We start from the raw sequence: 14,040 nt of genomic DNA on the forward strand, positions 1-14,040 counted from the left end.
GACTGTTGGTGTCGATGAGCGTCATACAATCAAGGAGGTGTTAGGGTTTAGGGCTTTCAGGGCCATTTAAATCCGTTAACCATTACCAGGGGGGCAAAGCAACAAGCCTTCCAAGTTTAGCCTCTGTTTGTCCAGGAACATTACCTTGGAGGGGAAAGGTCACAATTTTTGACAATTGCCCCATGGGAAAGCGTTAATTTAGCTTGATTACAGACTAATCGCACAATTTCATTGCCAAATCCCCAACCACCATGACTCCCCCCAATGCCCTACTTACAACCCGTCATTACCGGGCTGGTGATCTGATTTTTAGCCAGGGAGACCGGGGAAATTATGCCTACATTGTCGAAGAGGGGCAAGTAGAAATTTGGACAGAACTCCAGGGCGATCGCCTAGTGTTGAATATACTCCAACCGGGCAGTTTATTTGGAGAATTGGCCCTGGTAGATGCCAAACCTCGGTCTGCTTCCGCTTCAGCCCTGACGGACTGCATTCTCTCCCTGGTCACCCCAGACCAAGTTAATCAACGCATCGACACCGCCGACCCAATTTTGCGCCTACTGTTGCTAGTTGTGATCGGTCATTTTCGTTCCGAGAGTAACAATTTTCGGGGCACTGATGAACCCTCTCCGGAATTGGATGCCGCCCTCACCAAAGCCAAACTTTCCTTCAAAGAACGTATCACCGATGCGGTGGACATGATCCGTTTAGAAGGGGAAATGCAAGAGGCGATCGCCAAAGAACAATTCCATCTGATGTACCAACCCATTGTCTTCATGAACGATCTGCGTGTCGAAGGTTTTGAAGCCTTGATCCGGTGGCAAAGTCCAAAACGGGGTTTTGTCCGCCCAGATGTTTTCATTGAGGTGGCCGAAGCAACGGATTTGATTATTCCCATCGGTCAATGGGTCATCGAACAAGGACTAAAAGATTTAAAAAGTCTGCAGACAAAATTTAACCCTGATTTGTTAATGAGTTTTAACATTGTCGGTCGACAGACCAATAACAAAGACTTCATCCCTTGGTTACTGGCCAGGGTGGATCACCATGGTCTAACCCCCAATAAAGTGAAGCTAGAAATCATTGAACGCACCCTTTTTAGCGGCGATAGTTCTGCTCCCTGGATTGAAAATTGTCGCTCCCGAGGGTTTGCCCTCGTGCTGGATGACTTTGGTACTGGCTATTCCAGCCTGCAATACCTAAACGAGTACAAAATTGACCGGGTCAAAATTGATAAATCCTTTGTGGATGGCCTGGGTACCAACCAAAACAGTGAAAGTATATGCTCCGCAATTTTGCAACTCTCCCATGCCCTGGGCATGACGGTGGTGGCCGAAGGTATTGAAACCCAAGCACAATTGGAAGTTTTACGCTCCCTAGGATGCGACTATGGCCAAGGTTATCTATTTTCCCGACCCCTACCTTTTGATCAGGTCATGGCTCTGCCGAAGGATTCCTTTCGTTAGGGAAAAATATCTGTGAATAGTTTGATGATCAAAGAATAGAGTTTAATGTCCCATTGCTCACTGTTCAGATCAAGACTAATTCTACTTTTGGTTTTCAGTTGGTATCAATCAGGTTTTCAGCATACATTAGTGCCTCTTGTTCGTCACTGATTTTCCCTTCAATGTGGGCAATGTGAATTTCCGTCAGCAGTTGGCCGATCAAAGGACTGGGTTTAATGTGTAACTTGTCGATTAAATCCTTGCCGGTAATTAACGGTTGGGGATGGGCCAGGCGATCGCCGGGGTTGAGGTAGTGGGCTAAAAGTTCAAAGATAAAACTGTGGTAATCGTGGGGGCAGTGGGCCAGGGCATAGAGGACAAAATGGGGAAGATATTTGCCCAATTCCGCAAAGAAAAAGTAGAGTTGCCGCACGGTGGGGCTAGTTTCTAAACAACTTAACTGGGGATAGGCCTGCAAAATTGCCTGCACGGAGCGCAGTTCATGGCGGGAATATTTCAATCGTTGTAATTCCCCTTCGGCGGTTTTCACATCGGCGCAGACCAAACTGGCCAACTTAGCAATGGCAATGCCTTTTTTACCCAGCGCCTGGAAGAACTGCTGACGTTCTAGCAAAGTTAACTGGTTTTTGATGGCGGCGATCGCCAAATCAATGCAACCCACAGCGTTGAGGGAACTGAGGTTAGCGTGGGGAAACCAATAGCTCAGCATGCCGTCCTGCCAAGCAGCCAACAACCACTGACTACCCCGGGGACTGCCGAGTAAATAGTTAAATTCCGCCTGTACCCTCTCTGCCGCCACTGTTTTAATCCGGGGCGCTAACTGTTGTAAAACGATTCTAGTCGCTGGTTCAAGGGCAAATTGCAACTGGGCCGCCTGACGATAGGCCCGCAGTAACCGCAAAGGATCATCAGCTAAATTTACCGCCGCCACCATTTTTAGCTCGCCCCGTTGTAAATCCCCCACCCCCGCCATGGGATCAATGAGCCGATTTTGCTGGAAGTTATAGGCGATCGCATTAACGGTAAAATCCCGCCTGGCCAAATCCTGTTCTAAACTTTTCCCTTCCTGTTGGGCAAAATCCACGGTGCCATGGGCAAACACCACCCGGGCAATTTGTCGGGCCTTATCCAACACCACAAAACCAGCTCGATATTGACTGGCGATCGCCGAGGCCGTTTCAATGGCCCCACTGGGCACGACGAAGTCCCAATCCAAATATTCCCGCCGTCTACCCAACAGGGCATCCCGCACTGCACCACCGACCAAACAAGCCTGGGAAGGAAGTAGAGCCAGATCAAAGGGAACCTGTTGACGTAAATCAGCCAGGTGGCTCACAGGACAAAGCATAATCAATAACCGTTACCCCAGGACAGTTTTCAATGGCGGCACAATCCATCAGTCTAAGCTAGAGTAGCGAAAAATAGGCAAGAATTGAGGTTTACCATGTGTATTTGTGTGAACTGCCATTACGTGGACCGCTGTGTCACCTACCATGCAGTGGAACATCAACATCAACAACCCCATTTGAGCGATCGCCCGGATTTTGATCCGGTCAACCCTTCTATCAACGTCAATATTCGTACCCCCGACCATGGCATTGAAATGGAGTGGGATGTGGTGGGTTGCGATAGTTTTTTGGAAGAAATGGGTAAATGGAGCCGTTTGCGCCCCAATGAACTAGTGCCCACTTAAATTTTTTGAGCGAAAACTAGCTTCCCCTGACAGTGAAACGCGGCAAAAATAACGCTCCGTGCAACAATGAACGCGGTATCAATAACATATAGGCAACTTCGTTAACCAAGGTTTCAAGATGGAACTACTCTATCAATTAGCCTGGCTAATTCCCGTCCTGCCCCTATTGGGTGCAACGGTAGTTGGCATTGGCCTCATTTCTTTCAATCAAGCAACCAATAAACTACGGCAAATCAACGCTGTTTTCATCATTTCCTGTTTAGGGGCTGCATTGGTAATGTCTGGGGCTTTGCTCTGGGATCAAATCCAAGGCCATGCCAGCTATTCCCAAATGATCGAATGGGCATCGGCGGGGAGTTTCCATTTGGAAATGGGTTATGTGATCGATCACCTCAGCGCCCTGATGTTGGTCATTGTCACCTCCGTGGCCCTATTGGTGATGATCTACACCGATGGTTACATGGCCCACGATCCGGGTTATGTGCGTTTCTATGCCTATCTCAGTCTGTTTGCTTCCTCCATGCTGGGGTTGGTAATTAGTCCCAATTTGGTGCAGGTTTATATTTTTTGGGAGCTGGTGGGGATGTGTTCCTACCTGCTGATCGGTTTTTGGTATGACCGCAAGGCCGCCGCTGACGCTTGCCAAAAAGCTTTTGTCACCAACCGGGTGGGGGATTTTGGCCTATTGCTGGGTATCCTCGGGCTCTATTGGGCCACCGGCAGTTTTGACTTTGGCACCATTGGGGAGCGTCTAGAAGGTTTGGTTTCCTCCGGTGTGCTCAGCGGGGCGATCGCCGCCATTCTGGCCATTTTGGTTTTCCTCGGCCCTGTGGCCAAATCGGCCCAATTTCCTCTCCATGTCTGGTTACCGGATGCCATGGAAGGTCCCACTCCCATTTCTGCCTTGATCCATGCAGCCACCATGGTAGCGGCGGGGGTATTTCTCGTTGCCCGCATGTACCCAGTGTTTGAACCAATTCCAGTGGTGATGAATACCATTGCTTTCACCGGTTGTTTCACTGCCTTCCTGGGGGCCACCATTGCTCTAACCCAGAACGACATCAAAAAAGGTTTAGCCTACTCCACCATTTCCCAGTTGGGCTATATGGTCATGGCCATGGGCATTGGAGCCTATTCCGCTGGGTTATTTCACCTGATGACCCACGCCTATTTCAAAGCGATGCTGTTCCTCTGTTCCGGTTCCGTCATCCACGGCATGGAAGGGGTAGTGGGCCACGATCCAATTCTGGCCCAGGATATGCGCATTATGGGAGGGTTACGGAAATATATGCCCATCACGGCCACCTGTTTCTTGATCGGAACTTTGGCTATTTGTGGCATTCCTCCCTTTGCGGGCTTCTGGTCTAAGGACGAAATTCTCGGCCTCGCTTTCCAAGCCAATCCCCTACTCTGGTTTGTGGGTTGGGCCACCGCTGGCATGACCGCTTTTTACATGTTCCGGATGTATTTCATGACCTTTGAAGGGGGTTTCCGGGGCAATGACCAGGAAGCCAAAGACGGCGTTCTAAAGTTCTACGGCTTAATGCCCAACTTTGGTCCGGGAGCCATGAACGTGAAGGAATTGGACCATGAAGCAGGGCACGACGACCATGGCCACAGCAGTGAACCCCACGAATCCCCCTTGACCATGACTTTTCCCCTCATGGCCTTGGCGGTTCCTTCGGTGCTAATTGGTCTCTTGGGACGACCCTGGGCCAACCAATTTGAAGCGTTCATCCATGCGCCAGGGGAAGTGGTGGAACACGCCGCTGAATTTGAATGGGGCGAATTTTACATCATGGCCGGCAATTCCATTGGCATTGCCCTCATCGGCATTACCATTGCTTCGTTGATGTATTGGCAACACAAACTAGACCCCAAAGTGTTGGCAGAAAAGTTTCCCTCTTTGTACCAACTATCCCTGAACAAATGGTACTTTGACGACCTTTACGACAAATTGTTTGTCCAAGGTTCCCGTCGGGTAGCCCGCCAAATTATGGAGGTGGATTACAAAGTGATTGACGGAGCGGTTAACCTCACTGGTCTGGTCACCCTAGTTAGTGGGGAGGGCTTAAAGTATCTGGAAAATGGCCGGGCCCAATTCTACGCCCTCATTGTGTTCGGAGCGGTGTTGGGCTTTGTGATTGTCTTTAGCCTCACCTAAGCTGTCGCCGGGGAGAGATATTTTTCAGTGTCTCCCCCAGAAAACGGGGTAAGTCTTCCGGACCACTGCCCCCTCTGTGCCATTTGGTTGCCATAACCAGATGGTTTTTTCTGTCCTAAAGTCTGGCGGGTAAACCTAGGGTTCCTAAGCTAAAACCTGTAATTCTAGTAGCTGTCTTCCCCTTGGACAGTTTTGAGTACTAAACGTTGATTGGCCTGCATCAACAGGTCGGCGATCGCCGTTTTGAACCGTAGGGCGACGGAGGAATTAGCCAAGAAAGCCTGGGCTTGCTCCCGGTATTCTGCTCCTTGTACCGTTTCCGCTTGGTCTAGGGTTTCCAACGCTTGGCAGAGGTCATTGATCTGGGCGGTATGGTCAGACACGGTCTTGTTGCTCCAATGCAGTTTCCGCCATGGTAACCCAGCTACCCAAAAACAGAACCTTGCTTAATGAAACTTTTGCCTTGTTGCCGTTCCCACTTCTACCATTGCAAAGCTAGGCCAAAGGTTGACTTCCTTTGGCATCCCCTGAGGCAATAACTAGCCACCGTTAAAATGGGGTAAGCCGAGGTTCTAAACAGGAGGTGTTGATTCCGTGTCCGGTAAAAAAAATGATTACGATGCCCTCTTAGCAGATTTCACTGATAGGGAAGGGGCGATCGCCCTGTTGCGCCAATACCGACCCTACCTGGAAAAATTGCCCAGTTTACGGCGACCCGAACAAAGTATTATCACCATTCCCCTGCCCATTGTTCGTTTACGTTATCTGCCCCTCAACGATGCTGACCAAGGGGGCCGACAAACCACTCCCGTAGCGAAGGTAATTCCCTGTGACCTGGCGATTTTAATGTGTGACCCAGAATGGCAGGTGAAATTAGGCTCAGAAATCTTGGTTTTCATCCACCGTCCAGAAGAAAACTTTTCCGATCTGCTCGGTCGTTGGCGTCGGAGTCAAATTTACCTAGACCAGGACTATGAATGGCTGATGCCCCCCCAGGAAAAACACATGTTTAGTGAAGCGGCGGAAGAAATCTGTCCCCTATTCATTATTTTTGAGCAGACTCCTAATCATATCCAAAAGGGCCTGGCTGGGGCGGGTTTACCCTTTGTGCTCCATGGTGAAGGCTATGCCCCTGTAACGGAAACTCCCGAACTAATTTCTGAATAGCGGCTAGAGATTACCGGGCCTTCGGGCCTTAAAGAGGGTCCATGAGGTCGAATAAACGAATTTTTAAAGCTTCAATTTGGGAGAGGGGGGCCACTCCAGTGGGGCAAGAATCACTACACATCCGACAGTTGTTACACCCCCACACCCCCTGTTTATCTTTTCCTAGGGCTTCAAGGCGGGCCTTGCTGGCCATATCCCGATTATCCAAAATTAAACGGTGGGCCTTGGCGAGGGCATGGGGACCGACAAAATTGTCATTTTTCTTTTTGGCATCGCAGTCAGAATAGCAAACTCCACAAAGCACACAGTTGCTCACATCATTGAGGGCGGCCCGTTGCGCCGGTGACTGGAGAAATTCCGATCCGTTTTCCCTTTGGCGCTTATTCATTAGGTAGGGATAAACCGCATCCAAGCCGGCAAAAAATTTGTCCATATCCACCACTAAATCCTTAATAACGGGTAAATTGCCCAGGGGACTAATGGTGAAAATGCCGGTATTTTCCTGGTTACTATCGGTGAGCCACTGTTCTAAATTTTTAATGCTTTCTTTACAGGCCAATACCGGGCGATCATTAACCCGCAGAGCACAGCTACCACAGATGGCATTGCGACAGTTTTTGCGGAAGGCGAGACTGCCATCCTGTTGCCATTTAATCTGATTCAAACAGTCTAGGACGGTGGCCTGGGTATCAACCTCCAAAGCATAATTTTGCCAATGGCGATCGCCGTTGCCCTGTTGTCGTTGCACTTTAAAAGTAATTTTCATGGTAAGGGAGGTTAACTTAGCAAAAAGGGCATGAACTTCCCATTACCAAAGGGCCACTGACAATAATTTTTCTGCCTGGCCCCTGCAAATGCCCGCCAGTTAATGGGGAATTACAGGAAGATGTCCTCCTTAAATTTTACCCCCCATTAGCCCTAGGAAATTAGCCTTACTCTTCCTCGTCGTCGGCCCCCACCTGCTTGAGGTGAATATGTTTGCGGCCGAGGGTAATTTCAAATTCATCTCCTACGTTGAGACTCATTTTTTTTGTGTAGGCGGCGCCAATGAGAAGATTGCCATTGGATTGCACGCTAATGCGGTAACTGGCGGAACGTCCTCCCCGACCTTGGCCAGAGGAAGAACTATCTAAATCAATGCCTTGGGCATCCATTAAGGCGTTGTAGAACTTCATCATATTGACCCGAGGCAGGCCTTTTTTGGTGGAAGTTACATAACCGCAGATTTTGGCTTTCTCTTCTTTGGGAAGGTCTCCTAATTCTTTAACTTTCTCGAGCAATGCTTCGCCGGTTAAGGGCTTGGTTGCGTTTGATTTAGCCATTAAAGTTTTCAGTGATTGAGATTGATCAGGGTTGGGAAGCAAGATGGGGTTAGTCGAGGGAATAATGGACTCTTTTTCCCCTTGCTACCCTGCTTATATTACACGTTTCTAGCAATAATTATCTAATTTGTTTAAATAAATAGTTAATTTAATGGGATAGTTGATGGGCAAGGATGGCTTCTATACTAAAGAGATGAAGTTGACAACAAAAAGCCATTACAGTGTTAAAGCCCTGCTGGATTTAGCTCTACAACCAGACTACGGCCCTGCTTCGGTGAAGGCGATCGCCGAGCGACAAAATATTCCTGGGCCCTATTTGGAAAAACTGTTGATTACCCTACGACGGGCAGGCATAGTTAATGCCTATCGGGGGGTGAGGGGAGGTTATCAATTGGCCCAGGCTCCGGACCAGATTTCCCTGGGGCAAATATTAGCAGCTCTGGAAGAAAGTTTGGAACCATTTCCCCAATATAGGGATGACCAAAGTTTGGCGGAGGATTGGGTCACCCTGAGTGTGTGGCGACAATTACACCAAAAATTTATCAAAGCTCTTTATTCGATCACTTTGGCCGACCTCTATTACGATGCCCGCAGTTGGCAGGCGGCCCAGGGGGAGGGGATTAATTTTATTGTTTGATGGCGTCAGGGAATGGTTCAGTTATGGTTACGTTTCTGCTTCAACCGGGGGTAATTCGGCCTCCTCGTAGGTCCGCCATTGATTGCGACCATGGGCCTTGGCTTCATAGAGGGCTAAATCCGCTGCTTTGACTAGGGACTGGGGACTGCCATGGCGATCGGGTAAACAGACGGCAATGCCAATGCTGACGGTGACATAGCCGGTGTCGGATTCAGTGTGGGGAATGGCCAAGTTAGCCACTTCCGCCTGGAGGGCTTCCGCTACATGAATGGCTCCCTGGAGTTCGGTTTGGGACAGGATAATGGCAAATTCTTCCCCTCCGTAACGGGCGGCTAAATCCGTTGGTCTTTTGGCCACTTTGGCCATAACACTAGCAATTTTTTTCAAGCATCGATCGCCGGCCGGATGGCCGTAATTATCATTAAAACCTTTGAAAAAGTCCACGTCACAAAGTAGCAGGGCTAGGGGCTCCGTAACCCGTTGCAATCGTTGCCATTCCCGTTCCAGGGTGGAATTAAATAGATAGCGGTTCCCCACCTGGGTGAGGGCATCCAAGGAAGAAATTTGTTGCAATCTAATGTTGGCGGTTTCCAGTTGTTCATACAGTTCCCCTTGATGAATGGCGATCGCCACCTGGGTGGCCAACTCCATCAACAGTTGCAGATCCTCTTCTTGCCAATAACGGGGAGCTTTACATTCGTGGGCAATGAGCAAACCCCAAAGATTTTCATTAAAAACCACCGGCACCACCAAATTAGCCTTGACCTGGTAGTGACGCAGTAACTCCTTGTGGCATTCTGCCAAGTCAGCCTTTTCAATGTCAGACACGGCCCGCACCCTACCTTCCCGGTAAAGCCGCAGATAATGGCCCTTAAAACAGGGGTCGTCAATTTCTTCATTAATGATCGATTGGCAAAAATCGTTGTGGGATTCCGTCACCACCCGCCCCGACCACTGGGAGTTAAATTTAAATAACAGCACTCGGTCAGTGTTTAAAAATTGCCTCACTTCAGTGACAGTGGAATGCAAAATATCATTGATATTGAGGGAAGAACGGATCTTATTAGAGATTTTCAGCACCAATTTTTCCTTGGTATTGCGCTGTTCTAGGCGTTCCTTGAGGGAAACGTAATCGTGCAGTTTTTCCGTCCAAGGATTTTCTCGGTTGAGGATATTGGGAGGAAAAGCTTCGCCAGCATCGTCTGGAGCATGCTCCGGCTTTACCTCCAATGAGGAATCGTGGAGCAGTGGGGGAGTGGGGCCAAAATCAAGAATTTGCGGATAAAACAAATAGGTAATTATGGCTTCCGCCGGTAGGGGTCTGGTGAGAAAATAACCCTGTCCCAGGTGACAGCCCATTTTGCGGAGACGTTGCAGTTGGGCTTCCGATTCAATGCCTTCGGCAACGATTTCTAAATTTAGACCCTTAGCCAAATCAATCACATATTGAACAATGGCAGTGTCAGCCCCCTCATTAAGTAGATCGTCCACAAAGGATTTATCGATTTTGAGACGGTGAATGGGCAGTTGCTTGAGCATACTCAAGGAAGAATAGCCGGTACCAAAATCATCGATCGCCACTTGCACCCCCTCTTCCCGCAGACGATGGAGTAGTTTAACTGTCCCCTTTATGTCCTCCATCATCAAACTTTCGGTAATTTCTAGCTCCAGATCCTCCGGTGGCATGGCTGTACGTTCCAAACAATCCAAAACTGAATTGAGCCATTTATCGTCCTGGAACTGGCGGGCCGAAATATTGACCGCCATGCGTAACCGTCTTCCCGTTTCTCGGTAAAAATGCTGGTGGGTGGCACAGGCCATTTCCAGCACCCATTGTCCAAGGTTATGAATTAAGCCCAACTCCTCCGCCAACGGAATAAATACATCGGGGGCCACCTGGCCCAGACGGGGATGTTGCCAACGCACCAACGCTTCCATGCCCATCAATTTGCCCGTATCCAAGGCCACCTGAGGCTGAAAATAGAGCACAAATTCCCCGTTCACCAATGCCCGGCGCAGGTCTGATTCCAAGGTCAGGCGATCGAGCGTCGGCGAAGAATCCTGGGGCAGATAAAACTGATAGGTGTTTTTCCCCTGGCATTTGGCTCTAGTCAGGGCAATCTCAGCAAACTTGAGCAAAGATTCAGCAGTTTCACCATCGTAGGGAGCCATGCTGATGCCCGTGCTAGCGGTGAGGTAAATGGGTTGTCCTTCAATGAAAAACGGCTCCTGGAAAGTACCCAACAGAGTTTCGCACAGGGGAATAATTTCTTGCTTATCACTAATTTTGGTCAGCAGAACCGTAAAACCATCCCCATGCCAACGGGATAATAACGGGGCATAGGCGGCCAGGGGGGACAATTTTTGCTTCAGGCGATCGGCCACCTCCTGCAACAGGCTGTCGCCAATTTTATGGCCAAAGCTTTCATTAATGCGTTTGAATCTGTCCATGGCAATGACCAAAACCCCTACCATTTTGCCTTCGTAGAGAGCATCGAGCAGGGCCAGGGTGAGTTGCCGGTTAAAAATGATCCAATTAGGTAATTGGGTAAGGGGATCGTAGGCTGTTTGTTGGGTAATTAATCTGGTGACAAACTGTTGGGTTATGGCCATATAAAGCTGGGTGCCGGCCACCTGGGCCAATTTTTGCTCTGCTTCTTCCCAAATGGGCATTAGCTTTTGGGTTTCCTGCCAGGCTTCAAAGGAAAGGCGGGGCAACATATTGCGGCGATCGACTATCCGTTTCCCGGCCCAATTTTTCACCAGAGATTGTTCTTTGCGCAGAAAGATTAGTCCCCCCACCCATTGCTGATCCGCGGTCAGGGGCACCACCAAAAAAGATTGAAAATTGTCCGCATTCAATGCCTCCGCCGGAGCGGTCCAATTGCCCTTTTTGCCCAATTCACTGAGGGTGTAGCCCTGGGGGACACAATTGTTGGTATGGGAGGGTTTCACACTGGTCAAAAATTTTGGTTTTTCCCAGAGGGACTGCACTGGAGTGGAGGACTCCGCCGCTGCTGGTTTTCCCCGCATCAACTCCTGCCAGAGGTCAGTTTCCAGCCATTCTCCCCAATTAAAACTGAGATTCCATTGGTAATACCGGGCCGAAGTCCCTGTGAGATCCGGGGCAATGTAGAGCACTGCTCCGTCCGCTTCCATTGCTTCCCCCACCATCTGCAGCGCATACTGCCAGGTTTCTGGGCGATCGCCATACTGGGCCACGGTGCTTTCCAGGCGTTGGACTAGGGCCTCTTGGATTTGTTGCTGATGGACCCGCTCACTGAGTTGGGACTGGGTAATGGCCAGGGAAACTTCCTTACTGAGGAGAGCCATGGTTTCCCATTCCTGGTCTGTGAATCGTCGGGGCTTGCTGTGGTGTATGGCCATAATGCCCCACAGTTGTTGATCCTGCATGATGGGCACCGTTAAGGAAGATAGTACCCCCATGGCCAAAAGATATTGAATATGGCAACTATCCACCTCCATATAACGGTTGTTTAGGTAGTCCATGGTGCTGATGTGGCCAGACAAATCATGGGACCTTTTACGGCGGTGGGCCACATCCACTGCAATCATTTTTCTTTGCATACCCAACTCCTCCCTGGCGTGGGGGGGAATGTCGTCCGCAGGGAAATGGAGCCCCAATAGGGAAGGCAAAACGGCTCTGTCCACCGCTTCTGACAGTACTTCTCCACTACCATCAGCCGCAAATCGATAAACTTTTACCCGGTCCACTCCCAAAAATAGCTGAGCTTCCTCCACAATCACTTGGAGGGTTTCCCGCAAAGTCAAAGCCCGATGAAATTTATTAATGACATTGCGGAGAAAATTTTCTAGGGAGTGATTAGAATCCATGTTTTGACACAACGAAGATTGGGCGGAGGAAGGAGATTGTCGCAACAATCAACGGCAAAACCAGCCAAAGTCATAGGTAGTCTTCCCCCACGAAAAAAAAAGATCCGCCCTAGAAACCTTGATTGTTTAAACCGCTTCTGTTTACCCTCGGCCCTTGGCGATTAGATCCTTGCCAGCCTTAGTACCCAGGAAAGGAGAACAAAACTTAAGCCAATAAAAGGGAGGGAAAACTAAATTGAATTTTCTCTATATCTTAACAAAATTGGGTAGGGAACCATGGTGGCTCTGGTGGCTGTTGCGGGGAAAGAGTTGCATGTTTGCCGGCCACCCTCCACAATGAAGCCAATTTGCCCAGGGTTTTTCCCTTACTTGATCGGCGATTTTTCTTGATTTAATTTACTTTTTTTCCAACAATCTTTGCTGTGATCGCTATTTATCCTGGTAGTTTTGACCCCATTACCCTCGGTCATTTGGACATTATTGAGCGGGGTAGTGGTTTGTTTGAGCAAATCATTGTCGCCGTGCTCTGTAATCCCAGCAAGCAACCCCTATTTTCGGTGGAAAAGCGACTGGAGCAGATCCGCCACTGCACCCAACACCTCGCTAATGTGACCGTGGATAGCTTCAATGGACTGACGGTGGACTACGCCAAGCAAAAACAAGCAACGGTCCTATTGCGGGGTCTGAGGGTCCTGTCGGACTTTGAGAAGGAGTTACAAATGGCCCACACTAATCAAACCCTTTGGGACGGAGTGGAAACTGTATTTTTGGCCACCGCCAAGGAATATAGCTTTTTAAGTAGTAGTATTGTCAAAGAAATTGCCAAGTTCGGTGGTAGTGTGGATCATCTTGTTCCCCCCTCGATTTTGGCCGATATTTGTTCTTCCTACCCATCCCCCTAGATCAATTGCGTTAAAACCGTTTTAACTTTCGTTCTATTTGCCCCGTCAAGCGCCTAGATAACCCTATGACCCGCCGAGAGAGTGCCAATCCCGAAGTAACTGAGAATAGCGCCGTTGTGCCCGGTCAGACGGTGGATTTCGATATTCAACAACAGCTAGCTGAGCTCCAGGAATTACTCTACGACAGCTTCCATATCCCCCTAACGGCCTGGAGTGTGGTGGATGAGGAGAAAATCCTGGACCAAATTGATGTCATTGCTGAATTTATTCCCGGGGCAGTGCATCGGGCGATCGCCATTTTGGAAAGGGAACAGCAGATTTTACAGGGGGCGGAGGTAGAAGCCCAACGGATGATCGAAGTGGCCCACCAGGAAGCCCAGCGCATTAAGGATGAATCAGGCATTATCCAAAAGGCCCAATACGAAGCAGACCAATACAAAGCCCAAATACAACAGGATTGCGATGCCCTCCAGCGCCAGGTGCAACAGGAATGTGAAGCTCTGCAAAGGCAAACCCAACAGGAGTGCGACACCCTACGAAGGCAGACCATGGGGGAACTAGATCAAATCAAACAGGTTACCCACCAGGAAATTCAACAATTTCGTCAGCAAACGGTGCAGGAATGTGAAGCCCTGCAAAAACAAACAGAACAGGAAGCCACCGAGATGCAGAGGGACGTGGACACCTATGCCGATCGCCTGTTGAGCCGTTTGGAAGGGGAATTGGGACAAATGATGCGCAGTGTCAGCCAGAGCCGGCAGATCCTGTACGAAAATTCCGCTGAACATAACGCCACCATCACCAATCGTCCCCCCGTGGCCACAGCTCCCCCTG

Annotated in this window: 12 protein-coding genes; 7 read left to right on the forward strand and 5 right to left on the reverse strand. The window is 49.4% G+C overall.

Annotated elements, in window-relative coordinates:
• Window positions 1–251 precede the first annotated feature (251 nt).
• The gene (locus IQ219_RS08110) at window positions 252–1,466 is read left to right on the forward strand and encodes an EAL domain-containing protein (protein ID WP_194072294.1); all 1,215 of its coding nucleotides are present in this window, start codon (window positions 252–254) and stop codon (window positions 1,464–1,466) included.
• 94 nt (window positions 1,467–1,560) lie between these two features.
• Here the strand turns inward: IQ219_RS08110 and IQ219_RS08115 are convergent, their stop codons facing one another.
• Window positions 1,561–2,814 carry a CCA tRNA nucleotidyltransferase gene (locus IQ219_RS08115; protein ID WP_194072295.1) on the reverse strand — a complete coding sequence of 418 codons (1,254 nt, stop codon included), beginning with the start codon at window positions 2,812–2,814 and terminating at the stop codon, window positions 1,561–1,563.
• A 96-nt stretch (window positions 2,815–2,910) separates the two neighbouring features.
• Here IQ219_RS08115 and IQ219_RS08120 point away from each other — a divergent pair, with 96 nt between their 5' ends.
• Both IQ219_RS08120 and IQ219_RS08125 read left to right on the forward strand, forming a co-directional pair.
• Complete coding sequence (locus IQ219_RS08120; RefSeq protein ID WP_194019820.1) at window positions 2,911–3,159, forward strand: Ycf34 family protein; 249 nt, start codon at window positions 2,911–2,913, stop codon at window positions 3,157–3,159.
• Between the two features lie 118 nt (window positions 3,160–3,277).
• Window positions 3,278–5,323, forward strand: coding sequence for an NAD(P)H-quinone oxidoreductase subunit 5 (locus IQ219_RS08125; RefSeq protein WP_194019821.1), 2,046 nt, complete (start codon window positions 3,278–3,280; stop codon window positions 5,321–5,323).
• 164 nt (window positions 5,324–5,487) lie between these two features.
• Here IQ219_RS08125 and IQ219_RS08130 read toward each other — a convergent pair whose 3' ends face one another.
• Window positions 5,488–5,706, reverse strand: coding sequence for a hypothetical protein (locus IQ219_RS08130; RefSeq protein ID WP_162329026.1), 219 nt, complete (start codon window positions 5,704–5,706; stop codon window positions 5,488–5,490).
• Between the two features lie 211 nt (window positions 5,707–5,917).
• Between IQ219_RS08130 and IQ219_RS08135 the strand changes: the two genes are divergently transcribed.
• Window positions 5,918–6,490, forward strand: coding sequence for a hypothetical protein (locus IQ219_RS08135; RefSeq protein WP_190597824.1), 573 nt, complete (start codon window positions 5,918–5,920; stop codon window positions 6,488–6,490).
• Window positions 6,491–6,518: 28 nt separating this feature from the next.
• Here the strand turns inward: IQ219_RS08135 and sdhB are convergent, their stop codons facing one another.
• Both sdhB and IQ219_RS08145 read right to left on the reverse strand, forming a co-directional pair.
• Window positions 6,519–7,256: a succinate dehydrogenase iron-sulfur subunit gene (sdhB, locus tag IQ219_RS08140; protein WP_194019822.1), complete on the reverse strand. Its 738-nt coding sequence runs from the start codon at window positions 7,254–7,256 to the stop codon at window positions 6,519–6,521.
• A 166-nt stretch (window positions 7,257–7,422) separates the two neighbouring features.
• Window positions 7,423–7,812, reverse strand: a complete 390-nt coding sequence (locus IQ219_RS08145) for an AbrB family transcriptional regulator (RefSeq protein ID WP_190597822.1) — start codon at window positions 7,810–7,812, stop codon at window positions 7,423–7,425.
• Window positions 7,813–7,975: 163 nt separating this feature from the next.
• On the opposite strand from IQ219_RS08145, the gene IQ219_RS08150 reads away from it, so the two are divergent.
• Window positions 7,976–8,449 carry an RrF2 family transcriptional regulator gene (locus IQ219_RS08150; protein ID WP_194019823.1) on the forward strand — a complete coding sequence of 158 codons (474 nt, stop codon included), beginning with the start codon at window positions 7,976–7,978 and terminating at the stop codon, window positions 8,447–8,449.
• 27 nt (window positions 8,450–8,476) lie between these two features.
• Here IQ219_RS08150 and IQ219_RS08155 read toward each other — a convergent pair whose 3' ends face one another.
• Window positions 8,477–12,304 carry a diguanylate cyclase gene (locus IQ219_RS08155; protein WP_194072296.1) on the reverse strand — a complete coding sequence of 1,276 codons (3,828 nt, stop codon included), beginning with the start codon at window positions 12,302–12,304 and terminating at the stop codon, window positions 8,477–8,479.
• A gap of 422 nt (window positions 12,305–12,726) precedes the next feature.
• On the opposite strand from IQ219_RS08155, the gene coaD reads away from it, so the two are divergent.
• Both coaD and IQ219_RS08165 read left to right on the forward strand, forming a co-directional pair.
• Window positions 12,727–13,206, forward strand: coding sequence for a pantetheine-phosphate adenylyltransferase (gene coaD, locus IQ219_RS08160; protein WP_028948957.1), 480 nt, complete (start codon window positions 12,727–12,729; stop codon window positions 13,204–13,206).
• Window positions 13,207–13,271: 65 nt separating this feature from the next.
• Window positions 13,272–14,040 (forward strand): DivIVA domain-containing protein (locus IQ219_RS08165; RefSeq protein WP_194072297.1); only part of this gene is annotated, 769 nt, incomplete at its 3' end.

The organism is Synechocystis sp. LEGE 06083 (assembly GCF_015207725.1).
GTDB classification, from domain to species: domain Bacteria; phylum Cyanobacteriota; class Cyanobacteriia; order Cyanobacteriales; family Microcystaceae; genus Synechocystis; species Synechocystis salina.

Coding starts and splice junctions, on each gene's coding strand:
- IQ219_RS08110 (WP_194072294.1), top strand. CDS start 252: ATGACTCCCCCCAATGCCCTACTTACAACCCGTCATTACCGGGCTGGT.
- IQ219_RS08115 (WP_194072295.1), bottom strand. CDS start 2,814: ATGCTTTGTCCTGTGAGCCACCTGGCTGATTTACGTCAACAGGTTCCC.
- IQ219_RS08120 (WP_194019820.1), top strand. CDS start 2,911: ATGTGTATTTGTGTGAACTGCCATTACGTGGACCGCTGTGTCACCTAC.
- IQ219_RS08125 (WP_194019821.1), top strand. CDS start 3,278: ATGGAACTACTCTATCAATTAGCCTGGCTAATTCCCGTCCTGCCCCTA.
- sdhB (WP_194019822.1), bottom strand. CDS start 7,256: ATGAAAATTACTTTTAAAGTGCAACGACAACAGGGCAACGGCGATCGC.
- IQ219_RS08145 (WP_190597822.1), bottom strand. CDS start 7,812: ATGGCTAAATCAAACGCAACCAAGCCCTTAACCGGCGAAGCATTGCTC.
- IQ219_RS08150 (WP_194019823.1), top strand. CDS start 7,976: ATGGGCAAGGATGGCTTCTATACTAAAGAGATGAAGTTGACAACAAAA.
- IQ219_RS08155 (WP_194072296.1), bottom strand. CDS start 12,304: ATGGATTCTAATCACTCCCTAGAAAATTTTCTCCGCAATGTCATTAAT.